The organism is Candidatus Symbiopectobacterium sp. NZEC127, from assembly GCF_025962675.1.
GTDB lineage: Bacteria > Pseudomonadota > Gammaproteobacteria > Enterobacterales > Enterobacteriaceae > Symbiopectobacterium.
In genome coordinates this window covers 68,940-93,276 of the sequence record NZ_JAGFPG010000001.1, presented here as the reverse complement: position 1 = coordinate 93,276, position 24,337 = coordinate 68,940, and the positions used below count along the sequence as shown (strand labels likewise).

Sequence of the window (24,337 nt, the reverse complement as noted above, 5' to 3'; positions counted from 1 at the left end):
AAGCTGTACATACGTACTATTTTTTGCCAGATTAGCGAACGCGAATCATTAGCGTTTGGGCCAGCGCAGCCCATCTTACTGACAAAAGGGAAAAGGACAATGCACAAAGCGCCTCTCTTCACACTCACGCCGCTGACGCTGATCGTCGCGGGTTTGGTCGGTTCCGTCTCCGGCATGGCGTATGCTGCCGATGAAGATACCATCACCGTCAGAGCCACCGCCGAACAGGAGCTAAAGCAGCAGCCGGGTGTTTCGATTATCACAGCAGAAGACATCCAAAAATCACCGCCGGTCAACGATCTGTCAGAGATCATCCGCAAGATGCCGGGGGTGAATCTGACCGGTAACAGCGCCACGGGCGCGCGCGGTAACAACCGCCAAATCGACCTGCGCGGCATGGGGCCGGAAAATACCCTGATTCTGATTGATGGCCGCCCGGTTACTTCGCGCAACGCCATCCGCTATTCGTGGGACGGTGAACGCGACACGCGCGGTGATACTAACTGGGTGCCGGTCGAAGCCGTGGAACGCATTGAAGTACTGCGCGGCCCGGCAGCGGCGCGTTATGGTTCCGGTGCTGCCGGCGGCGTGGTCAACATCATCACCAAACGCCCAACCAATGACTGGACGGGCACGCTATCCCTGTACGGTAACCAGCCAGAGAGCAGCAAGGAAGGTGCCACCCGACGCACCAATTTCACGCTGTCCGGCCCGTTAGCGGGTGAAGCACTCACCATGCGCATGTACGGCAATATCAATAAAACTGACGCGGATGACCCGAACATTAACCATAATCAGAACGGTTCCTACGCGGCGGGCCGCGAAGGGGTGCGCAATCGTGACATCAACACCCAGCTGTCATGGAAACTGTCGCCGCAGCAGATTATCGATTTCGATGCGGGCTACAGCCGTCAGGGCAATATCTATACCGGTGACACCCAGTTCAGCAGTAGTCAGGTAATCCCTCAGGCACTGGCAGAAAGTGGCGCAGAAACCAACCGCATGTATCGCCAGAACTACGCGCTGACCCATAACGGCATTTGGGATTGGGGGCAATCACGCTTTGGCGTTGCCTACGATCACACCAACAATACCCGTCTGGAAGAGGGGCTGTATGGTCGTTTTGAAGGCTCGATCACCGATCCGGGACGTTACAACACCAGCCGCTTGGATAACTACCGCGTCAACGGCGAAGTGAATATTCCGCTGGAACAATGGGTCGAGCAGACGCTGACGCTGGGTGCCGAATGGAACCGCGAGCAGTTAAATGACCCGGCCTCCAGTTCGTATACCGACAATTCAGGTGTGGCACTGCCAGGATCGTCGATCGATCCCAGCCAGCGCAGTAGCAAGAATAGTGCGGATCTGAGCGCGGTCTATCTGGAAGACAACATTGAAGTGGTGCCTGGAACCAAAGTGATCCCTGGGTTGCGTTTTGATTATCATAGCCGTTTTGGCAGCAACTACAGCCCCAGCCTTAATCTGCAACAGGAACTGGGCGACATGTTTAGCCTGAAAGCTGGCATTGCGCGTGTGTTTAAAGCCCCTAACCTGTACCAGTCATCGGCCGGTTATCTCCTCTATTCGCGCGGTAACGGCTGTCCGATAAACATATCTAATGGCGGCTGTTACCTGTTGGGAAACCCGGATCTGAAACCGGAAACCAGTATCAACAAAGAAATCGGGTTGGAGTTTAATCACGCGGGCTACCAAGCGGGTGTGACCTATTTCCGCAACGACTATAACAACAAAATCGTTTCCGGCTCCAATCTGGTTGTCCCAACAGTCGGCAACAATAACGTGCTGCGCTGGGAAAATGGCGGCAAGGCTATCGTGCAAGGGCTAGAAGGCAATCTGCTGGTTCCTCTGGTCGACGATGTGTTGAACTGGCGCACCAATGCCACTTACATGATCGAATCAAAAGAGAAGAAAACCGGTAACCCGCTCTCCATCATTCCCAAATACACCGTTAACACCATGCTGGAATGGCAAGCTACCGAGGCGTTCTCCACTACCCTGAGCTGGACGCAGTACGGCGAGCAGAAGCCGCGCCATACCGCGACTAACCGCATAGAAAATGTACCAAATGGCCTTTCTTCGCGCACCATCGGCAGTTATGCCGTCTGGGGGGCGGGCGCAAGCTATCAGGTGAATAAAAACCTGCTCGTCAACGGCGGCATCAGCAACCTGTTTGATAAACGCCTGTACCGCGCCGCAGATGGGGCTTCCACCTACAACGAACCGGGGCGTGCCTACTATCTGGGCGTCACCACGTCGTTCTAAACCCTCACACTTCGGGCGCGAAACAGTGCGCCCATTCACAGCAGTCATCACAACTGGGGGAGCGGCACACCAGCTCCCCGTCACTGTGCAGACACCGCTCACGGTAGAAGAATTTCTTCCAGCGCATATTGTTCACGTTGAGTGCCACCAGCGATGGAAAGCAGTCCGTCATCAGCTCCCGCAGTTCCGCCCGTGAATCCAGCCCCAAATCCTGCCACAGGTGGTTAAATCCCAGCGATGCGCGGGCAATCACACGGTGCATCGGTGCCGCGTCGTCTACCCTATGTTCGTCCAGCCAGTTGGCAAGCTGGTCGCACTCGGCGTTGCGGTGTGATTGCAACTCGGTTAACAGTATCAACCGCTGCTGATGCGCTGGGGTGAGCGGCGCGGCCGACCAGCGCAATTGCGCCAGCAAGGCGCGCCAGGCCGCCGTGGATAGCCCCATATGGTAAGGAAAGCTGGCCGCCCCCGATTCATATTGTGCCAGCAGTCGGCGTAGCCAGTAATGCGCTTGCGTCATCAGGCCGCCCCTTGCGCCTTAGGTTGTACAGCAGGCTGTGCCTGCCGCGTTTGCCACCAGTCGGCCAGCACCTCGTTCACGTTCTGCCAGGCACCTTCCACACAGGGCTGAATGCCACGCTGTTCCAACTGCTGCCAGGGACCGTAACCGATGCGCGCACAAAAGACCGCCTGCACATCCGCCAGCAGTTCCAGCAGTCGCGCCATGCGATCGCCATTTTCCTCCGGCGGGCATTCTGCACTACCGTGACAATATTGCGGGGTAAAACGCTCATTGACCCGCACCACCCCCGCCGCCGACAGGCTGTATATCTGAAAGCGTTGCGCGTGCCCGAAATGCTGGTCAATCACGTCGCCGTGCGATGACGCCACCGCCACCAAACAGGCGTCAGGCTCCTCCGACTCACCGAGCGTCGCCATGCTGGCATGCAACTGCGCGCGCTGGTGCATCAACGGTGTGTACGGCTGTGGCGTGGCAGGCAACGCCGACAGCGGGAACTGCTGGCTGCGATCCTCGCCCAGCATCCCGATTGCATCGGCACGGCACTGTTGGCAATGCGACATTTGTGGCATCGCCTGACCACAGCGCGACCGCACGCGCGCCATACAGTCCGCATCCGGTTCCGGCTGTCCTTGCAGACCAAAGACCGTACCGTGCTCAGGACGTGCAATCAGCGGCATAATGTTGTGCAAAAAAGCGCCCCACTCGCGGACTTTTTCACTGACGGCCAGCATCGACGCCTCGTTGATATCCGGGATCAGCACTGAGTTAATTTTGACCAATACCCCGCGCTCCGTCAGGCGGCGAATGCCCTCTTCCTGACGCGCCAACAGTATTCTGCCCGCCTCTTCGCCGGTATAGCGTTCGCCATCCAACCACAGCCAGGCATAGATCTGTGCAGCAACGGCGGGGTCCAGCGTGTTGAGCGTGACGGTGACGTGATCCACGCCAACGTCCAGCAGACGATCCACCGCGTCTGGCAGCAGCAGGCCGTTGGTGGACAGGCACAGTTTCACATCCGGCAGTTGCTCGCGCAGTTGGGTCAAGGTGTTAAAGGTGCGCGTCATATTCGCCAGCGGGTCGCCCGGCCCGGCAATACCCACCACCGACAGTTGTGGAATGGCCGCGGCCACCTGGCGCGCCTGTGCCACCGCCTGCTCGGGCGTCAGCAGCGTCGATACCACCCCAGGTCGCGATTCATTGCTGCAATCATACTTGCGGTTGCAGTAGTTGCATTGCAGATTGCAGGCAGGAGCGACTGCCAGATGCATACGCGCGTAACGGTGGTGACCATTCACCGAATAGCAAGGATGGTGCGCAGCTTTGCTGGCCTGCAACGGCGTCAACCCGTTGAATTGAGATGTCCGGCAGCCTGCTGCGCCGGATGCGGAAGGACATGCTGTCATAATAGTGCCTACGGTTACGGAATCCTGTTTATAGAGTTGCAAAGGCCGTACCGATTGGATTTAATATAAAAAACATTTATAAACAATGAATTATCATATTTTTGCTTAGAGAGGCTTTGTCGGGATTGTCGCAGTGACGCGACAATGTCTCTAATGCCACAATCCCGACACGGGCGGGTGATTACAAGCGGTGCATATTGATATCCAGCGTCTGGATACGGTAGGCCACCTGGCGCGGTGTCATGCCCAGCAGGCGTGCCGCCTTGGCCTGCACCCAGCCGGTTTTCTCCAGCGCGGCAATCAGCCGCTGCCGCTCATCAAGCGATTGATCCAGCCAGCTCTCTTCGTGCGCAGGTGCCACCACGCTCGCCTTGGGGGCCGCTTCGCGGTGATTGAACAGAATGACGTCTCTGTCGATCAGCCCACTTTCCGACATCACAGCGGAGCGCTCCAGACAGTTTTCCAGCTCGCGCACGTTGCCCGGCCAGCTATAGCTCATCAGCATGCGGATTGCCCCGTCGCTGATACGCAACGCACGGCCTTGATGCTGCCCGATTTTACGTACCAGAAAGTGCGCCAGTTCGGCGATATCTTCCTGACGTTCGCGCAGCGGCGGGAGCGCCAGCGGCATCACGTTCAGACGATAGTAGAGATCTTCACGAAAATGGCCGGCACGCACTTCCTCCTCCAGATTGCGGTTGGTCGCGGCGATAATGCGCACATTCACCCGCAGGGTTTCGTCACCCCCCACCCGTTCCATTTCGCCTTCTTGTAAGATACGCAGCAGTTTGGCCTGAAACGAGGCGCTGCTTTCACCAATTTCATCCAGAAACAATGTACCGCCATCCGCCAGTTCAAACCGGCCTTTACGCTGGCGAACTGCGCCGGTGAATGCCCCCTTTTCATGGCCGAACAGTTCGCTTTCCAGCAGGTTATCGGGCAAGGCAGCGCAGTTGAACTTCACAAACGGTGCGGCGGCTCGCGGCGAATGGTGATGAATGGCATTAGCCACCAGCTCCTTACCGGTGCCGCTTTCTCCCTGCACCAGCACCGTGGTGTCCCAACGTGAAACCTGACGGATAATCTCCATGGTTTGGCGCATTGCGGCACTTTTTCCGACCATATTTTCAAACCCGAACGGGCGCGGAGCAGCGGCACAGACAGGAGCGCGCTCGGCAGGGCTTGGCGCTTCCGCCCCCGGACGCGCAGGCTGCATCAGGCGCACCGTTTGCGCCACCATATTGGCGACTGTTTCCAGAAAGCGCGTGCAGGCCGGAAGCCGTTCTTCATAGCGAGCCATCGGTTGGGCCGCCAATACCCCGATGGGTTGGGTCTCCACGCCAAACAGGGGTACCGCAATAAACGGCAGGTTGTAGTCGTACAAGCCAAGACGATCGAGAAAGCGTTGGTCATCAGCCACTCTCGGCAACACCAGCGGTTGGTGCTGTGACAGCACGGTGCCCACTAAGCCTTCGCCGGGCCGATAGCGCACCTGACTGCCGCTGGCAATTAACTGCTCATCTGCCTGGTGCAGCGCTTCCACCACCAGCACCCCGCGCTGGGTATCATAAAGGCAGATCATGCCATGTTGCATAAAGGCATCGTCATGCAATATTCGCAGCACGGATTGCAGCGCCTCACGGACATTGGTTGAGCGGCTCAAGGCGCTGCTAAGACGTTGTATCGCGGTAAATTGCTGTGAAAGATCGAAACGCCACACCACAGTGCCGGTATCAGGTACGCGAGTCATTTTGCACCTCCAGTCAAAACCGCAGAGAGGGGAAAGCGGAGCGTAAGGCACGTACCGCCTGCCGGACGCGATGTCAGATCGATAGCGCCTTGATGATGCGCCACCAGCGTTTGTATCAAGCGTAGCTCCATGCCTTTGCCCGGTGTGCTGATGGTTGCAGCTGCCGCAGCGGCATAGCGCACCTGCATCAAGGGGACGTTGTCTTCAATGTAGAGTGATAGCCAGCCGCCTTCTTCCCGGGCGTAGATCTGTACCGCCAGTGAAAAAGGAAAGGTCTCGGCGGGCACAATCTCCGTCGCCAATGCCAGCGTACGATCGAGCCACAAACTGAGGCAGGCCAGCACCTGCGTTCGCTGACCAAATCCGGTCAGGTGTGGCGACGCCAACACGCAGTGCAAGCCGTTAAAACGGGTGTGGTAGAGGGCGCAGAGATCGTCCAGCAGGGTTTTAACCGGCCATTCATCTGGCGCTTCAAACGCCAACGATGGACGACAAGCCTGTAAGCGCGCCACGGCCTCTTCGCCCTCACGCCAGGCGGATTCCAGCGCCACATTGCTGCGATCCTCACCGTTAAGACGCCGTGCCGCCGCCAGCATGTTAAGCGGACAGTTAAGCTGCACCAACGCCGCATCCAGCGATTCGCGGATCGCCGCCAGCAACGTGCCGCTGGTGATCTGCTGCTTTAATCGGTCGAGTTGCCCCTGCTGCTGCTGTTGTTGCTGTTCGGTGCAATCGGTGATCACAATCAGCGTGCGCGGCAATGCGCTATCGGTGAAATAGCGGCTGGCTTCTTCATTAACGCCCGGCAGCGCCCAGATACCCACAGTGAGCCAGCGCGTCATGCCACGCACCGACACCGGTTGCGGCACACCGTCACGCAGCGCCGCTTTATTATTGTGGTAATCCAGCACCGCCAGCAGTTCCTGTCCCCCGCAATCGGCACACAGGGTTTTGTACGCCAGGTTATCCATGATCACGCGGTCGTTTTCATTCACCACCACCACCGCCGCAGGGATATTGTTCAGCACCGCCGTGGTTAGCGTCATGTGGTTACGCAGCCGCTGTTCGAGGGCATAGCGCGCGCTGATGTCCTTATGCATGGCCAGATAGTGCTCCAACTCCCCCTGCGAATTCACGATGGGGGTGATGTCGATATCCGCCAAATAAAGGCTGCCATCACTGCGCCGGTTGATCAGTTGACCGCGCCAGGCCTCTCCTTGCAGCAGGGTATGCCACATCTCCTGATAGACCTCGCGCGGCGTCTGCTGGCTCGCCAGCACGCGGTGATTCTCCCCAAGCAGCTGCGACAGCGAAAAGCCGGTCAAGCGACAAAATGCCGGGTTGGTGTAGACAATGCGCGCCTGCGGGTCCGTTAAGGAAATGGCCACCGACGATTGCTCCACCACGGTAGAAAACAGCGCCGGATGCTGGCGCGATAAATGGCTGGCAATCTCCCCCAGTGGGAAAGATTCCGTCATCAGGTTCATGGTCATGGCTTATCCTTACAACAACCGACGCCGTTATGTCAGGTTCGCAACAATTTGTGCCACGATCCGACAACCTTCTCCGGCCTGTTACCGGTGCGAATAACCATGCAAACACTGCACCTTTTATTCATTAACTCGCCTGAACATTGATCCTGATGCGGGTTTTTTCGCCATTTCATGCGCTGGCAGCGTTTTCCCTGGATCATTGTCCTGTTTTCTCGGGTGGCATCAGCACCAGAACGGTCACTGATAGTGCAATATTGCGCCATAAATGTGCAAATTATCGCCAACTGCACCCTATCAAAAGCTGGCACGATCTTCGCACCCTGATAGTCACCAGAATGTGCGGATACCCACCGCCGCTTTTCCACTTTCATCGAGTCAGTCAGGAGCATGTTATGGCGAACATTGGTATATTTTTTGGCACCGATACCGGTAAAACACGCAAGATCGCCAAGTTGATTCATCAAAAACTGGGCGATGCGGCAGACGCGCCGGTCAATATCAACCGAACCACGCTGGACAGTTTTCTGTCCTATCCCGTGCTGCTGCTCGGCACGCCTACGCTGGGGCAAGGACAGCTACCGGGTATGGATGCCGGGTGCGAAGGCGAGTCCTGGCAGGAATTTATTGACGGATTATCCGGCATGGAACTGGCGGACAAAACCGTTGCGCTGTTCGGTCTGGGCGATCAGGTCGGCTACCCAGACAATTTTGTCAGCGGCATGAAAGCGTTGTATGACGCTGTGACCGATCGCGGAGCCCGCGTGGTCGGTGCCTGGCCGAGTGCAGGTTATGATTTCAATACCTCTGCCGCACTGATTGACGACAGGTTTGTCGGGTTAGCGTTGGATCAGGACAACCAGTACGATCTGACCGAAGAGCGACTGGACAGTTGGCTTGAGCAGATAAAAACCGCATTGGCCGCCTGATGCAGTTATCGAGCACAAGGTGTGTTTCTCCACGACGAAATGCACCTTGTCTTTTTTAGCGTCGCCGCATTTTCCGCTTTCCCCTCCTACAGGTTTCATCATAGTCTTGATACTCACCGAGACGACGCCCCCGCAAGAGAACACCATGCCAATCACTGTCCGCCCTATCACGGTTGATACCTGTCTGCCACTGCGTCAAAAAGAGTTGTGGCCCGATCGCCCTCTCGATTTTCTGCGTATGGAAGGCGATGAGCAGGCCCAGCATTACGGGCTCTATCAGGAGGATACGCTTGTCAGCTGTCTTTCTGTTTTCCCACTCACCAACACAGCGCGGCAGATACGCAAATTCGCCACTGATGCCGCTTTTCAGCGTCAGGGATATGGCAGCAGGCTGTTAACTCAGGTGTTAGATAAACTCCACGCGGAGGGCATCAATGACATCATGTTGAACGCCCGACTCACCGCCACGGAATTTTATCTGCGTTTTGGCTTTCAGGTGGCGGGCGAAGTGTGCCACAAAGAGGGCGTCGCCTATGTGAAAATGACCAAAACGCGCTAGCCACGCCAGGCATCGGTCAGGCTGCGCAGCCACGCCCGCTGCTGCTGTTTTTGCCGCTGGTGCAGCAGGTGCTGAAAGACTTTCGGCAACGCCTCTTCCCGTGCCAGCGGTGTTTCTGGCCGAACCGCTTCGCACTGCAACAGATGCCAACCGAGGTCGGTCGCCACGGGCTCGCTCAACGCGCCCGATGGCAGCGCAAACAGTGCCTGTTCCAGCGGCGCAAACAGCAAACCTCGGCTGACCCAGCCCAATACGCCGCCTTCCATCGCCGTCGGACACTGGGAGTAACGCGCCGCCAGCGCGGCAAAGGTTTCACCCTCACGCGTGAGTTTGTCCCGCAACGTCAGGATTTGCGCTTTCACCACCGTCTCTTCTCCGTCATCAACCGTCAGCAGCAGATGCCGTGCCAGTCGCTGCTCCGGGCGACAAAAGCGATCTACATGCTGCTGATACCAGTCGTCCACTTCTGAGGATGTCGGTTCAGTTGCTCGCGCTGATACCTGCGCCATCTGCCATTCCATCAACGTATGATGCAAAATCACCGCCTGCCGATCGGTCGCTGAGAACCCCGCCTCGCCGAGCGTAGCCGCCAGCGCATCGGTTACGGCAAGGGTCAAGGCGTCAGGAAGCGTCGGCTGATGTTGCAATGCCGCCTCCTCCACGGCCTGCTCCAAGCGCAACTGCGGTGCCAGTTGCCGTTCCAGCGCGCGCTGGCGCTCGGGTGGCAGCGTATCAGGCGCGCTGTTCCACAGTTTGTGCGCCAGTTGCCACTGGCTAAAACGCTGCCAGGCCAGCATCAGGACGTCTCCTCGCACAGTTCCAGCGTGCTGGAGGGCACCTGAAACCAGCGTTCACCAAACACCACGGTGTAACATTCGCCGCGCTCGCCCTGATCGGTCGCCTGAATCTGTCCCTGCTGACCCGCACTGACTACCGTCTCGCCGTTTACCGCCAGAGCGTGCAGGCAAACCACCCAATCGCCGTATTGAAACTCGCCGCGGTGCCAGGGGGCATCTGCGGCGATCAGTTCCTGTGCGCGGCAGCCGACGATTTTGTCTCCCTCGAGGAAATGCACCTGATAAATCAGCTGGTCCTGTAGAAAGGTGCCCCATTCGCGCACATAGCCGATGCTGCCACGCCGCACCAGCAGCTCCCCGCGTTTTAGCCCTGCCACCGTGCCGTCATTGCGCAGTGGGCGCACCACGCGCACCGCATCACCAAATTCGAAGCGCGCCATCATGATAGAGCTCCCGGCCGTTTGCTCTGATAGCTCTCTGCCAACAGACGGCGTGCCAGTTGCCAATCAGCATCCGGCGCCAGTTCCAACGAATTGCGCAGCGGCACCGCCGCGCGCAGTCGACGGTGAAACTCGCTGAGCACCGTCAGATTGCACGCCTGAAGTTCCTGGGTTTCATAAGGAACCGAGAAAAACCTGAAAAAAGCCTCGGCGCTGTCCAGCGTTTCAACGCCGGGCAGTTGGTAGAACCATTCCATCGTCCCGCCTCCCCGGTAATAACGTGCTGTCGCACAGCGACTGGAACATCTCCAGCAGTTCATAATCCAGCGGGTTACGCTTGGTACTTTCGGCAAACTCGCGCACGGCGGTTAATAGCGCCGCGGTCTGCGCCACATCGGGCTGATAGCCAAGTCGGGCAAAAATACCTTCCACCGCCTGCCGTCCAGAGTGCTTACCCAGCACCAGCCGATATTCCCGTCCCAGCAGCGACGGTTCAATTTCCTGGTAGCTGCCACTGTCCTGCAACAGCGCCGCGACGTGAATCCCCGACTCATGAGTAAACACCTGCTCACCCACCAGCGGTTGCTGTTTATCGATCGTGCGCTGCGCGGCGTTCGCCACCCGTTGGCACAGTGCGGGCAACATTGGAAAATGGATACCGCTGTCGTATCTCAGACAGCGCTCCAGCGCCAGCGCCACCGTTTCCAACGCCGCATTGCCCGCGCGCTCGCCCAGCCCTAACACCGTGGTATTGACATGCGTCGCCCCCGCCTTGACCGCCGCCAGCGTATTTGCCGTTGCCATCCCCAAATCGTTATGGGCGTGCATTTCGATTTGCCCTGCCCAAACCTGCCGCAGGGCGTTGATGCGGGTGAAGGTGGTAAAAGGATCGAGCACGCCCAGCGTATCGGCGAAACGCAGGCGCTGCGCGCCAGCAGCGTGCGCCGCCTGCGCCAGCGTGGCTAAGGTTTCATCGCTGGCGCGAGAGGCATCCTCACACCCCACGCAGACGCGCACCCCCTGCCGACGTGCCAGCTCGATCAATTGGCAAAGCTGCGGTAACAAGGCATCAAGCGGTTGGCGCAGCTTTTGCTGGCGTAAGCGATCGGAAGCCGGAATGGAAATATCGACCCAGTTCATGCCCAAATCTGCACTTTGCTGTATTTCCTGCGCGTTCATCCGGCACCAGGTCATCATCACGGTTTCCGGCAAACGACGGCGGATCACCGACAGGCGCGCCCGCTCATCACCACCCATCGCAGGCGTGCCGACTTCCAACTCTTGAACGCCCGCCTCCACCAGCGCCTCGGCAATCGCCAGCTTCTCGCTGGCGCGAAACGCCACACCGGGGCTTTGTTCCCCATCACGCAGCGTGGTGTCGTTTATCATCACCGTGCCGTTGAGCGTCATATCCGCCATGTTTTCTCCCCTGTGTCAGCCATAGGTCGGTGCAAAATCGCCCGCCGTCGCCTGCGGTTTTCCCTGCTGCCAATAGGGCGAGAGCGTGCGCAACCGTTCGACGATCGACGGCAGCGCGGCGATCACCCCGTCAATCTCTTTTTCACGGGTATAGCGCGACAGGGAGAAGCGGATGCTGCCGTGAGCGGCGGTGTAAGGAATGCTCATGGCGCGCATCACATGGGAAGGCTCCAGCGAACCCGATGTGCAGGCGCTGCCGCTGGAAGCGGCGATCCCAGCGTGGTTGAGCAGCAGCAGGATGGCTTCGCCTTCAATAAACTCAAAGGCGATATTGAGCGTGTTAGGGGTGCGCGGTTGCTCCCCACCCATCACCATCACGCTTGGGATGATCTGACTCAGCGCGTGCTGTAAGCGATCGCGCAGCGGGGCAACCGCCGCAGTCATCATGGGTAAATGCACGTCTGCCAGTTCGCAGGCGCTGCCCATACCGACAATGCCGGCAATATTCTCCGTGCCCGCGCGGCGCCCGCGCTCCTGATGTCCGCCACGCAGCAGCGGACGGAACCGGGTGGAGCGTTTCAGATAGAGACAGCCCACCCCTTTCGGCCCGTGGATCTTATGCGCTGAACAAGAGAGCATGTCGATCTCGCTGCTGGAGAGCACAATCGGGATCTTCCCGACGGCCTGAACCGCATCACAATGAAACAGTGCGCCGTGCTCATGGGCCAGCGCGGCCATCTCACGCACCGGAAACAGCACTCCGGTTTCATTGTTCGCCCACATCACCGTCACCAGCGCCACGCGTTCGCTTAGCAAGGCGCGATACTGCGCCATATCCAGTTCGCCCTGCGCCGACACGCCCAGGCGATGGATGGTATAGCCCTGACGCTCCAGATGTTCACACACTTCCAGCGTCGCCGGGTGTTCTACCGCGGTGGTGATGATTTCGCGCCGCTTGGCATCGAGTGCAACGGCAGAGTGGATCGCCGTAGACGTCGCCTCTGTGGCACAGGAGGTAAAGATAATTTCGCTGTCGTGGCGCGCACCGAGCAGGCTGGCGACCTGCTGCCGCGCCCGTTCTAGCGCCCCGCGACAGGGCGTACCAAAATCGTGAATCGACGAGGGGTTGCCGTAGTAATCCGTCAGGAAGGGCATCATGGCTTCCAGCACCATGGGATCGAGACGGGTGGTGGCGTTATTATCCAGATAGATATTTTTCATGTTCGTTGCCTCACTGAATACGCAGTCAGCTCACGCGGCCTGTGCCGCAACCACTTCCATATAGCGCCCGGTGCGCTCCACCAGCTTTTGTTGCAGCCAGGCCAACGTCATGTCAGTCATCATGCAGCCGCTACAGCTTCCCGACAGGCTGACCGTGACCTGATGGCCGCTGACGTTGAGCAACGTCATGTCACCGCCATCCGCCTGAATATGCGGGCGCAATTCCGCCACTGCATCCGCTACCTGACGCCACTGGGGATCTTTAACGTCCACCACCGCTGCCGCCACTGCCATTACCGGAGCGGCATCTCGCTCAGCCAGCAGCGCTTCCAACGTCAGTTCAATTTTTTCATGGCAGGCGGTGCACCCGCCGCCCGCTTTGGTGTAATTGATCACCTCTTGCAGCGTGGTCAACCCGTTTGTCATCACCGCGCGACGAATCTGCCCTTCATCCACGGCAAAGCATTTGCAAATCAGTGCGCCTTCTTCGTGATCGTCGTCCAGCGTTTCACCACGGTATTGCGCAATGGCGGCGCGCAAAGCCTCTTGTCCCATCACCGAGCAGTGCATTTTTTCCGGCGGCAAGCCATCGAGATAGTCCGCAATCTGCTGGTTGGTCACTTGCTCGGCTTGCTGCAAGGTGCGGCCAATGATCAGCTCAGTCAGCGCCGACGAAGAGGCAATGGCGCTGCCGCACCCAAAGGTTTGGAAACCGGCCTCCAAAATGGTTTCGGTTATCGGGTCCACCCGCAGCATCAGCCGCAAGGCATCGCCACAGCTCAGCGAGCCGACATCACCGATCGCGTTCGCCTGCTCCACCACGCGGGCATTGCGCGGATTAAAAAAATGGTCTTTCACTTTCTCGGAATAGTTCCACATGCTGTTTGCTCCCTAGGGTGACGGGGGAAGGCCTCACGGGTCGTCTTCCTCCCACACGCACGTCATGGACGGGTTCACAAGGAACTAGCAAATGTGATACCACTCACAAAAATCGCCTATAATCAATGTGATAAGGTTTAATGGGCAAAAAAAACCGCGACCAATGTCGCGGTTTATGTCGGTTTTGTCGCACAAGCGACGATCTTGTCAGCGTTTAACAGGCGTCGTCTTCATCCTGCCATTCGGATTCCGCCAGCAGGTGTACAAAGCGGTTCGGATCGCGCTGGCGTCGACGGGAACTTTGTTCGCTGTCTGCCCAACACAGCTGTATCTGCTGCAACAGTTGCGCGATAGAGGTTTCCGGCGGCACGCGCACGGCGCGCACCCCCACTTGCAACAGTTGGCGAAACACCGCATCGCCGATGGCGACACAGTAGAGCGTTACGCACTCCTCCAGCGCGTTGATACGGCTCGCCAGCTTCTCTTCCTGATGGCCGTGCTGCACATTAAAATCCACCACCTTCAGCAGCCGCACCTGATCTTGTTTTACGCCATAGACCACCAGCCGCGGTGTGGCACCAAAATGCTGATCCACATGGTGGTAATCCGAACTGGCGAAGGCGACCTGCATTGACCAGACGGCCGAACTGATGGTGCTAAGATGACGGCTAACAGGTTGCATGCCCCACCTCCGAACGCGGTGCGCTGCGAAATTGCTGACGCAGCGGCGAGTGATAGGCAGAGACCGGATGATGGTGTTCCAGCATCAGGTTCGCCAGTTCGAACAAGGTATCCCGAATCCCGGCGTAGCCTTGTCGCACCCTGCGAAATTCACCCAGCCGATCGAACACCGGGAAGCCCGCGCGTATCAGCGGAATACCAAACTGTTCCGCCAGATCGGCGGCATGAGAGTTCGCCACCAGCATATCCGCCGGGTGTTTAACCAGCAGATCCTGCATGTCTTCCAGATCGCCAATCACCACCTGTTCAACCGGCAGAGAAAGCAATCCGGGCTGGCTGACGGGAGCAACCACCGGTCCCGGCTGCATGCCGTGGCTCAGTGCAAAATCGCTCCACGCGGCCAGCAGATCGCCTTCGGCCGCCAGCGCCACCTTTCTGCCCTGTAGCGCCATATGGCAGTCGATCATCGCATCCTGCACCTGACCACGCTGGCGCTCAATCCATGCCGGTACCTCGCGCCCGGAGAGTTGTTGCAGATGATGGATCACCGCATCCACCGTCGCCATCGTCATCATATGCGGCACGGTTAGCGCCAGACCGCGACTACGCTGCGCCATCAACCCGGCAGCACGCTGGAGTGACAGCCCCACGCTGATGGTGCTTAGACTCTGCCCCATCTGTTCGATAGCGCGCAGCGTTGTCCCGCCCTGCGTCACAGACTGGTAGTCTCCGCTGGCAAGATGCCCATCCAGCGACAACGACAGGTCGGGCACCATCACCGCTTGCAGGCCGAATGCCTCAACGTAACTGCGCAGCAGTTCCACTTCACCGGGATTCACCAGATGGCTGAGCAGCAGGTTGACGCGCCGGTTGCGCACGCCCGCCGGCGGCTTTTCCGGCACCCATTGTTCAATCACACTTTCCACCACGGTACTAAACCCGTTCTCCAGCGATCCATAGAAGTCCGGCGTGTTCACCGTCAGAATAGCGGTGGATTTAAAGCGCGGGTGCTCTGCACGAAATTCACGTACCGCGCGCGTCAGATCGCTGCCCTGCGCTTCCGACAGCCCGGTGCTGATCAATATGATGGCTTTAGGAGCATTGCGCTGACACAGGGTGCTGAGCGCCGTCATAATGTTGCCATCCGCGCCCATCACCGTGGTGGTGGGGTCCATCGCCGTCGATTGCAGCGGGATCGGGTCATGAAAATGTTGGATAAAGAACACTTTGGCAAAAGCGCTGCACCCTTGTGCGCCGTGTACCAACGGAATGCTCTGCTCAAAGCCCTGACTCGCCAGAATGGCACCGAGCGGTTGCCCGCTCTTGATAGGGCTGGTGGCAAGGGGTTTCTTATTACGGATAACGTCAGCCATTGCGTACTCCTTAGCGCCAGGGGGCAGAGAGATGGGTTTGCGGCCAGACCGGGCTTTCCAACGTGAGGCAAATTTGTTCTGCCAGCGTGACAATGCCGCGATAGCCCGCATAGGCGTGCTCACGCTCCTGATTAATATCAAGAAACGGAATGCGCGCTTTGTAGGCGGTGTACATGTTGCGCCCCCCGGCAATCATCATGTCCGCACCGTAGCGATAGGCCACGTCCAACAGGGTGCGCGCATTGCCCTCATCAAGCATCACGGCATCATCTCCCATCAGTTCGCGGATGCGCGCTTTATCTTCCTGCGTGGATTTCCGCGTGCCGGTAGCAACCACCGTCATACCGAGATCTTGCAGCGCCGATACCACCGACCAGGATTTCACACCGCCGGTATAGAGCAGTGCCTTGCGCCCTTTAAGCCGTGCGCGATACGGTGCCAACGCCTTTTCCGCAGCGGCTTCTTCCCGAACGATCAGCGTTTCGGTACGTTGCATCAGAGAATCGTCCTGCAACAGGGCGGCAAGCTGGCGCAGCGCGTCAGACATGGCACGTACCCCGTAGAAACTACCTTCGAACCACGGTGTGCCGTAACGTTGCTCCAGACTGCGCGCCACGTTGATGAGCGCGCGGGAACACACCAGCATGTTAGCCTGCGCGCGGTGCAAGGTCTGAATTTCGGCAAAGCGTCCATCGCCGGACAAATTGCCCAACACACGAATGCCCAGTTCGTCGAGTAGCGGATGTACATGCCAGAACTCACCGGCGATATTGAACTCGCCAATTAAGCCGATATCGTGACGCTGCGCGACAGGGATCGGGCTGCTTTCCGGCCACGGAGCCGGTTCGCGCGTGCCGATCACCTGCTTGAGCATCACCTCACCGGCCAGACGGTTACCAAAATTTTTGCTGCCGTAAAACCCTGCGGCATCGACGGCGATCACCGGCACGCCCACTGCCACGGTTGCGGCACGGCACACCGCATCGATATCATCACCCTCCATCGCGGGAACGCAGGTGTTGTAGACAAAAACGGCGGCAGGATCGTAGCGTTCCACGATATGGCGCACGGCATGAAACAGCCGCCGTTCACCGCGCCCCATGATTACATCCTGCTCATTGAGATCGGTGGTGAAGCCGAGCCGGTTCAACCTTGGCCCGGAACTCTGACTGCCGCGATTATCCCAGGAACTGCCCGCGCACCCGATAGGGCCGTGCACCAGATGAGCGACATCCGCCAGCGGCAGCAAGGTGATCTGTGCGCCATCAAAGGCGCACCCCCCTGCCGTGGCGCCGGGTTTCGGTGCGCTGCACCCGGTTTTTTGTTTATGGTTATGCTCACAGGCGGGCTCATCAAGCAGCGCCAGAATGTCATTCCCCTTCATAGTGCCCTCGTCATGTCAGTTGACTTTAGGACGCTATTGCAATTCGCGGGCCATGAATAAATCTCTTTATTTCATAATGATACAATTGTTCGCTTTGCAACAAACGTGACAATGACGTAAAAGAGACAGGAGCAAAACCCGTCAACACACCGCCGTGCAGCGCGGCGGAATCAGCCTTAGACGTGGGCATCCGGTGTTACCGATTTCATGCTGGCAATCATCAATCGGTAGAGAAGTACGGACACCATCGAGCGAGGTAACTGAGTTTCTCTCCTACTCCGATGATACATATCGCTATTGTGGCGCGCGCGACTGGCGAGATCGGAGATGATTCTTGCCAGAAAATCCGCATTCTCTATAAAGGCATTCGCTCTTAACACCGGATCCCTTTTGAGCAGTTCTCTAAATTGGCCTTCAGTAATGGCGATATGGGGGAATTCACGCCGATACGCATTGATAAAATCGTCGTCAATATGAACGTATTCGTTATTGATCCCCAACAATCCATCATTAAACGTTTCGATAAATTCACTGGCATCGCCCACCAAACTGGTTGACGGTGCAATCTGAAAATCGAGTGTTCCGGAAAAATGTGACGCCTCATGTAAGGCCGTAAGGTGTAATTTTGTACTGAGTAGGGGTGAGGCATGATAATTATCCACCATAATAATGATTCGTCTAAAAGTATCCTCTTTGCCCACAAAGCCCATTGGGCTATTAGGATTATAAACATAAGGATGGGCATAAGTGTCACTTGAGGCAAAATAGATATTATCAATCTCATTGTTGAGATAATCTTTAATTTTTTCGGTGTGATACCTCAGTCTTTGCATCATTTCTTTCTTTATTATCTTAGCAATGTTTGCATCTGCTATTTCATCCAGTTTCATCACTTTGGATAAATAGGACTCAATCCTGTTTCCCCTAGGGGCGAATTGTAATTCACCGTGAATGTTTCTCATCGTCGTACGAGAAAATTCATACTCCAAAGCATCGGCACAGTGCTTCGCCAATAAAACACCTTCTTTATAGTGCTGAAGATTATTTTTCAATTGAGCAAACCGCACGGGAATTTCATCGGGAGTCTGACTAAAACGGCCAAAATAGACATCATTTTGGTTATAGTTGGTGGTAACAAAATTTTTTAACTCCACCCCCATATGCGTGAAATCGTCAGAAAGATGCCTTTGTATTCCCTGATGAACAATGGGAGCGCGATTAAATTGCATATGAGGAGGAAGATAAGCAGACGATGACAAAAATTTCCTTAGCGGAGGGATGTGTGTGATATCGATAGCAGGGCTATGGGCTGCCATAGGAAAATGGTTTTGATCCATTCGGTTTATTTCTACTGTGCTTTTTTGCCTGATTTTCTGTTGATGTATTCTCGTTGCAACAGGTTTCAACCTGCCGTCGTCTAATAGGTGATAATGCCGTCCAAACATTCCGCCGGTTTCAGGATTAACCAATGAATAATATTCACCGCGCAAATCCGCACCTACTTTTTGTATGGGTACTTCAATCTCTGAATGAGGCAAACGCGCGGTCATGTAGGCTTTGGTGGTTAACGGTAATGGTTCCACCGAGCGAAAAGAAGACATTTTATCCGCTAACGGGATACTACTCTGTTTCATTCTCAGAAAAGATTCTAGTTTGCGGTCCAACAATTTACCGCCCTTACTTAATAATTCGAACCCCGGGTCTACGGCTCTCAATGCACTTTTACTTAACCCGAGGAATTCATTTGCGTGGGGGAGTCTGATTTCCTTAAGCAGCACAGTTCCGGCATCACCTACCGTTCCGCGCATTAGCGACCTACCTCCATAGCGTAAGCCTTTTGCCAGCCCCGTTCCAAATTTACCTGCCATGTTTGCCGCCTGCCCTGCGACAGGAATCAGACCAATAATATCCATCATACAAGCGGGAACCGCTTGTGCGGCATCATTATTAACAATACCCTCAATACAATCATAAAAAGGAATTACGTGTTTGACAAAACCCCACGCTTTTTGCAATCCGGATTTATCATTACCGGAAGCATATAACTGATGATAGAAATCATCACTGTGTTTTTTGGAAAGATAGCCTATCAAAGGATGAGCATCGGTATTATTATTTTCGATTGGGGAACGTAGCGTAGTGATGCTGAAATTAAAATTATCGCTGTCGATTACTCGATCTGTCTCAACCACGTAATTTTTAGTAAAACCATTATCGAGCAGCCCGTTATTAATATACTTTCTGATATCACGATCGACACGGATAAGTCGATAGGAAAAGGTTGAATGACTCATCACCCTCTTCAACGCATAAATTCTCTCCTGATTATCTTTATTTACAGAAAACAGATCGGTGTCTTTTAACTTGACATCAAAATCAGTGATTCGGCAGACGCCGTGCACACAAGCAACGGGACGATCGGCGCGCATATAAAACTGCACGGGATTTATTTTTACATCTGATGATAAAATAAAATCCGCTTCAGTTCTATCAATCGTACCAAACGAAGAAAAAATAATATTCTCATCGAGTTTTTGAAAACTGCTCACCACCTCGCGAGTCAGTTTATTATATTCATCATCGAGTTTCTCTGGCGCTTTTTTGCAGGGTTTTACAAATTCATTCAAGTACAACTGCTTGGCTTGTTTTTCTTTTTTTTCACGCATTTGTTGCTTAGAGCGAATCCCATCGGCTAAATCAGGCAACCCTGGCAGCTCCGATGTAGGGCAATCAGCAATAATTTTATCAGCCAGTTTTCCTTTACTGAGCCAGGCATTGACAGCGGAGGTATATCTTTCAAACTGCTTGGTTAACGCCTGTTGTATAGCCATTACCTCTTTTCGATAATGAATATAATCCTCTACAGCTGCAACCTGTGTTCTGAATGAATGTCCACGGGTGACTGGCAGTTTCTTCTGGTTACTCACGGGAATAATGAGAGAGGGAAGCAAAAAATAGCCAATATTATCCAGGCCGGCGCCCTGGTCGGTCACCATATCCCATAGCCCACTTCCGATTTGTAACGTTTCGTTGAGGGTGAATTTTTTCAAATCATGCGTTTTATCTAACAGGGCAGACCCTGCATAGAGATCGGCAAAAACCTGACTCCCCAGTGAAATTTTATCAATGTTCTTTTCTGGCCATTTCAGCATGGGGATCTCTTTTTCTACATATAAATACCACATGCTATTAAATTCCCCCCAGCGGTCAGCAGGAATCTCTTGATAGTTCAGCAGGCCATCATTAAAGATCTGATTCAATCCTAGAATGTACTTAAGGCTGCTGACCGTAAAATAGGAGGGGTAGTCGTTAGATTTAATTTTATCCGCCAGATACTCTCCCGGATACATACCGAGAACCTGATTGAACATCCAGTGACTGATTACGGCCTGAGAAAATTCAGCAGAGATACTCTCCCCTCTTCTTCCACCGTAGAGATCGGTTTCCGCCAAAATATGTTTGGCAACGCTTATTTCTTTATTGGCTAGCGTTTTAACACCATCACCGTCATCACCATAAATATATTCAGCCACCGCCGAGACCAAAACTTCTTTTTTGATTTGATTATTGACTACATTTTTATCCAGAAAATTATTCTTTTTCAAAAACCCGATAACACCCGATCTTATGTCATGGTTATTATCAGAATTTGAATGATCTTTTTCGTTTGGGTGCAGGTACGATTCGCTGATAAGGTTGGCACTTTGTAACGCGGGAGGAATATGTTCAAAATACCCGATATTTTCAATGTGATGATATTCTCCAATCGAATCATTGCCGGGTGCAGCGAGTGTACGCGTGCCTGCGGGCCAGTCCGTGGCGCCGCTCGACTGATGCGCTGCGTTGTGACGCAACGTTAATGTGCCCGCTGTTGCACCCGCCAAAATACCTGCCCCCATAAGCCATCCGGCTTTCCCCCTCAGCCTTAAGGGCGGTGGTGAGAAAGGTGCCAACCCCTCATGACGCTGAGCGGAAATAGCCTCTGCCTGCTGTAATAATGAAGGTCCCATGACACTGAGCTCATCATTTTCTGCGGCCTTTTGGGTGTTTTTAATTGGACACCATGCCTTCAACCAACTCAGCAGGTTATAGCTAACGCTGACACTGCTTTTTTTCAAATGTCTGGCATCAGCATCAGACGGTGAGGTTATTGAAACGAGATGGCTATTAACTGAATGATTTTTGTAATGTTGCTTTTTCTCTGCTTCAGCGTTGAGAGGCAAAACAGCATTGAGTAAAGGAGACGCGGTTGATATTACTGGCATGGTCTACTTTCCTTGTACGTTTATTAAAAAGAGGATAGTCACACAGGGAGTTAACATTGATTTTCGCAACGGGTACAGGTTCTGAATTTACGACTCGGTCATGCGGGTAAATATACGGCGCATTGTCACGTCAACACTCTAGCGTCCTGTTCCTCACGGCTGATGGAACAAAAGCGATAATTCACGAATCAGGTTCCCCCTGATACCTATAGCAACGCGGCGCGGGCTCATCCTCGGTGAGGAGCAAGATTAGCGTTTTTCACTATTAAACGAGAATCAGGGGATTTTGAGGCAAGAAAGGCATTTACGCGGTTAACCGTTCCCGCTTACGCGGGAACGGCATGGTTATTACGATAGCTAAAACACCCGCGTCTCAAGCGGGTTACCTTTCTCCAGCCGTTTTGCCAGCCAAGGCGGCAGGCGATCGGCCATCAGCGTTTGTAAAGCGTCACGTTGTGAAGAGACGGTGGTACCGGGCGGCACCTTCATCGGATGAATATTGTGGCGAATAATCCGCGCTGCGGCCGGGCCGCCAATCGCTTCACAGAACAGCAGGTGGCAGCCGGCAAGCAGTTGAGCACGCACTTCGTTGCTTTCCTGCTCCCCCGGTTCGCTGGGATAACGACGCAACCCGTGTAGCCACGAGCCGTTGCCATCAAACGCATAGATAAAAAACAGGCGACACTGCCCAAAATGGCCGTTAATCGCGATACCATCCTGTGACGAAAAGGCCACCAGCAGTTGCGGTTCGCGCCCCGGCGGCGACATTACCGCCAGATGCGCAGGCAGTTCACCGCGCAGACACGCCATCACCCGTTGCCACCGGCCCCGGGTCATTACCGCGCGATCGCCGGGAAAACGCGCCATCAGTTGTGGTTGATCCAGCGACGACAAATAGGCCAGATCGAGCGAGGCCTCATCCTGTTGCGCAATCCAGCGTAACAGTTGCGGCGAGGACAGCTCTGGCAGGCAATGCATCAGCGCAAACAGTCGCCAGAACAGACGATCATCATCAGACATCTTCACCTCCTCATGCCAGGCCGGGACGCGAGGCGCGCAGGCTGATGGGAAACTGCGGTTTTTCCGTTTGTGGGTTCACGTAGTAGCGTTTTCCCCCTTCCAACGCCACCTCCCCCCCCCAGCAATCCTGACGGTCAAACTCTATTCCGATCACCCTCGCCTCCAAATCCTGCTTGGCGATATAGCAATACAGCTGCGCGTTGCGCTCACGGAAAATCACTATCGGCATACACACCTCCTCAGTGGCAAGGTGACGGCCCGGACAGTGCCGGGCCGCAAAGCAGGCCACTTTGGTCAGGGGATTAACGAACAAGATCGAAGTTGTAGTCGGTCTTGCCGAGCTTCATGGTATCTCTGTCGAGCTTCTCCAGTACCGCATTGACCAACTGCGTGAGAATCGACATCGCCCCTTCATAGCCCCAGGTGGTTTGGCGATGCAGATGATGGCGATCGAAAATGGGGAATCCCAGGCGGATTAACGGCACTTCAAACTGTTCCCCCTTCGCCAATGTGTCGCGCTGAATAAATTTGCCGTAGGAGTTGCCGATCATAAAATCCGGCTTGTTGGTGAACATCAGCGAGCGAAAATGCCACAGATCGCAGTTGATATACACGTCACTCTCCTGCCCATAGGGAGAGGCACTCAGCATTTTTTTCATCGCTTTCTGCCAACGCTTGTTGCCGTTATGGCACAGGATCACCGTCGGTTCACAGCCCAACTCCAACAGGAATTGCGTCAGCCCCATCACAAAATCCGGGTCGCCGTACAGGCCAAAGCGTTTGCCGTGCAGCCAGGTGTGGGAATCCAGCATCATATCCACCAGCCTGCCGCGCTCTAACGTCAACGCCTCGCCGACCGGCACGCCGGTCAGTGCGCTAACCGCCATCAGCAGTTTGTCCGTCGCATCCAGCCCAATCGGCACCGTCACCTCGGTGGCCGGCTGGTTCCAGTTCTCCTGCACCATTTTCTTGGTTTTTATCAGGTGCCACGGTTGCAGCAGCAGCGTATCGATGGCGTTCGGTGCGTCGCGCATCTGTTGCTGGGTGGTACCGCCAGCGTACATGCGGTAGTGGCCGTCGGCTGGCGTATCCAGCACCTCAGTCGGATCGGACAGGATGGCGCACGGCACCCCCATCTGTTCCATCATGCGTTTCAGCACCCGGTAGTTACCCAGATAGGTTTCAAAGCCGGTAACCAGATTCAGACGCGCCAGGCTGCCTGGCTGGTAGTGTTTGTCTTCACCGCCGGTAAAAGTGCGTGCAACCCCTTCAAACATGTTGTCCCAGCCGGTGATATGGCTGCCGATAAAGCTCGGCGTGTGGGCGTAGGGGATCGGCATTTGCGCGTCCACAAACCCGTCTTTCTTGGCATTGGCGATAAACGCTTGCAGGTCATCGCCAATCACTTCCGCCATGCAGGTGGTGGAAACCGCAATCATCTCCGGTTTGTAGAGCGCGCTGGCGTTCTGCAAACCGGCATTCAGGTTGTTATTCCCGCCAAACACCGCGGCGTCTTCCGTCATGGAGTCGGAAACGCAGGCGACGGGCTCCTTGAAATGACGGTTAAAATAGGTGCGAAAATAGGCAACGCACCCCTGAGAGCCGTGGACATAGGGCAAGGTGTTGGCAAAACCCAGCGCACACAATACCGAGCCTAGCGGCTGGCACGCTTTCGCCGGATCAATGGTCAGCGCTTCGCGCGCAAAGTTAAGTTCCTGGTACTCCGGGGTGGTGGTCCACTCGAAGACCTCACGCACACGCTGCTCATCATGCGCCTCTTCCATCGGGCGTTTATTGTGAAACAGCGCCTGGTATTCATCCTGCTCAAACAACGGAAAGCAGGACTGTGTTTTTTCAGCAGTTTGACTCATGGTGTACTCCTCCCGCGCCACAAATCGGTGAACAAACGGGATATCAGGAT

General features: G+C 55.5%; 20 protein-coding genes. 3 read left to right on the top strand and 17 right to left on the bottom strand.

From position 1 onward, the window contains the following. Positions 1–99 precede the first annotated feature (99 nt). On the top strand, positions 100–2,283 hold the full coding sequence (locus J5069_RS00380) for a TonB-dependent siderophore receptor (RefSeq protein ID WP_264641995.1): 2,184 nt from the start codon (positions 100–102) through the stop codon (positions 2,281–2,283). 4 nt (positions 2,284–2,287) lie between these two features. Here J5069_RS00380 and J5069_RS00375 read toward each other — a convergent pair whose 3' ends face one another. The 4 genes from J5069_RS00375 to nifL form a co-directional block, all read right to left on the bottom strand. Further along, the gene (locus J5069_RS00375) at positions 2,288–2,803 is read right to left on the bottom strand and encodes a nitrogen fixation protein NifQ (RefSeq protein WP_264641994.1); all 516 of its coding nucleotides are present in this window, start codon (positions 2,801–2,803) and stop codon (positions 2,288–2,290) included. Further along, entirely contained in the window at positions 2,803–4,209 is a 1,407-nt protein-coding gene (nifB, locus tag J5069_RS00370) for a nitrogenase cofactor biosynthesis protein NifB (protein ID WP_264641993.1), read from the bottom strand. The genes J5069_RS00375 and nifB overlap by 1 nt, the downstream gene beginning before the upstream one ends. A gap of 181 nt (positions 4,210–4,390) precedes the next feature. After that, complete coding sequence (nifA, locus tag J5069_RS00365; RefSeq protein ID WP_264641992.1) at positions 4,391–5,959, bottom strand: nif-specific transcriptional activator NifA; 1,569 nt, start codon at positions 5,957–5,959, stop codon at positions 4,391–4,393. Then, complete coding sequence (gene nifL / locus J5069_RS00360; RefSeq protein WP_264641991.1) at positions 5,956–7,452, bottom strand: nitrogen fixation negative regulator NifL; 1,497 nt, start codon at positions 7,450–7,452, stop codon at positions 5,956–5,958. The genes nifA and nifL overlap by 4 nt, the downstream gene beginning before the upstream one ends. A 392-nt stretch (positions 7,453–7,844) precedes the next feature. On the opposite strand from nifL, the gene J5069_RS00355 reads away from it, so the two are divergent. Together J5069_RS00355 and J5069_RS00350 are read left to right on the top strand one after the other, a co-directional pair. After that, positions 7,845–8,378, top strand: a complete 534-nt coding sequence (locus J5069_RS00355; RefSeq protein ID WP_264641990.1) for a flavodoxin — start codon at positions 7,845–7,847, stop codon at positions 8,376–8,378. A gap of 145 nt (positions 8,379–8,523) precedes the next feature. Then, positions 8,524–8,937, top strand: coding sequence for a GNAT family N-acetyltransferase (locus tag J5069_RS00350; protein ID WP_264628439.1), 414 nt, complete (start codon positions 8,524–8,526; stop codon positions 8,935–8,937). Here the strand turns inward: J5069_RS00350 and nifM are convergent. The 13 genes from nifM to nifK all read right to left on the bottom strand — a co-directional run bounded on the left by nifM (position 8,934) and on the right by nifK (position 24,287). Then, a complete protein-coding gene (gene nifM / locus J5069_RS00345) occupies positions 8,934–9,734 on the bottom strand; it encodes a nitrogen fixation protein NifM (protein ID WP_264641989.1) in 801 nt (266 codons plus the stop codon). The two genes, J5069_RS00350 and nifM, sit on opposite strands and share 4 nt — an antisense overlap. Then, positions 9,734–10,177 carry a nitrogen fixation protein NifZ gene (locus J5069_RS00340; protein WP_264641988.1) on the bottom strand — a complete coding sequence of 148 codons (444 nt, stop codon included), beginning with the start codon at positions 10,175–10,177 and terminating at the stop codon, positions 9,734–9,736. Before J5069_RS00340 ends, nifM begins: the two co-directional genes overlap by 1 nt. Beyond that, positions 10,174–10,431 carry a nitrogenase-stabilizing/protective protein NifW gene (locus J5069_RS00335; protein WP_264629001.1) on the bottom strand — a complete coding sequence of 86 codons (258 nt, stop codon included), beginning with the start codon at positions 10,429–10,431 and terminating at the stop codon, positions 10,174–10,176. Before J5069_RS00335 ends, J5069_RS00340 begins: the two co-directional genes overlap by 4 nt. Further along, positions 10,400–11,593, bottom strand: coding sequence for a homocitrate synthase (gene nifV / locus J5069_RS00330; RefSeq protein WP_264641987.1), 1,194 nt, complete (start codon positions 11,591–11,593; stop codon positions 10,400–10,402). The genes J5069_RS00335 and nifV overlap by 32 nt, the downstream gene beginning before the upstream one ends. A gap of 15 nt (positions 11,594–11,608) precedes the next feature. Continuing rightward, the gene (gene nifS, locus J5069_RS00325) at positions 11,609–12,814 is read right to left on the bottom strand and encodes a cysteine desulfurase NifS (RefSeq protein ID WP_264641986.1); all 1,206 of its coding nucleotides are present in this window, start codon (positions 12,812–12,814) and stop codon (positions 11,609–11,611) included. Positions 12,815–12,844: 30 nt separating this feature from the next. Beyond that, positions 12,845–13,693: a Fe-S cluster assembly protein NifU gene (gene nifU, locus J5069_RS00320; RefSeq protein ID WP_264641985.1), complete on the bottom strand. Its 849-nt coding sequence runs from the start codon at positions 13,691–13,693 to the stop codon at positions 12,845–12,847. A gap of 214 nt (positions 13,694–13,907) precedes the next feature. After that, positions 13,908–14,375, bottom strand: a complete 468-nt coding sequence (locus tag J5069_RS00315) for a NifB/NifX family molybdenum-iron cluster-binding protein (RefSeq protein ID WP_264641984.1) — start codon at positions 14,373–14,375, stop codon at positions 13,908–13,910. Next, complete coding sequence (nifN, locus tag J5069_RS00310) at positions 14,362–15,747, bottom strand: nitrogenase iron-molybdenum cofactor biosynthesis protein NifN (RefSeq protein WP_264641983.1); 1,386 nt, start codon at positions 15,745–15,747, stop codon at positions 14,362–14,364. Before nifN ends, J5069_RS00315 begins: the two co-directional genes overlap by 14 nt. 10 nt (positions 15,748–15,757) lie before the next feature. Further along, positions 15,758–17,131 carry a nitrogenase iron-molybdenum cofactor biosynthesis protein NifE gene (nifE, locus tag J5069_RS00305; protein ID WP_264641982.1) on the bottom strand — a complete coding sequence of 458 codons (1,374 nt, stop codon included), beginning with the start codon at positions 17,129–17,131 and terminating at the stop codon, positions 15,758–15,760. A gap of 176 nt (positions 17,132–17,307) precedes the next feature. Next, the gene (locus tag J5069_RS00300; RefSeq protein ID WP_264641981.1) at positions 17,308–21,396 is read right to left on the bottom strand and encodes a hypothetical protein; all 4,089 of its coding nucleotides are present in this window, start codon (positions 21,394–21,396) and stop codon (positions 17,308–17,310) included. A 357-nt stretch (positions 21,397–21,753) separates the two neighbouring features. Then, a complete protein-coding gene (locus J5069_RS00295) occupies positions 21,754–22,416 on the bottom strand; it encodes a NifB/NifX family molybdenum-iron cluster-binding protein (RefSeq protein ID WP_264641980.1) in 663 nt (220 codons plus the stop codon). Positions 22,417–22,426: 10 nt separating this feature from the next. Further along, positions 22,427–22,645 (bottom strand): putative nitrogen fixation protein NifT, encoded by a 219-nt coding sequence (nifT, locus tag J5069_RS00290; protein WP_264641979.1) that lies wholly within the window; start codon positions 22,643–22,645, stop codon positions 22,427–22,429. A gap of 73 nt (positions 22,646–22,718) precedes the next feature. After that, positions 22,719–24,287, bottom strand: coding sequence for a nitrogenase molybdenum-iron protein subunit beta (gene nifK, locus J5069_RS00285; protein WP_264641978.1), 1,569 nt, complete (start codon positions 24,285–24,287; stop codon positions 22,719–22,721). Positions 24,288–24,337 lie beyond the last annotated feature (50 nt).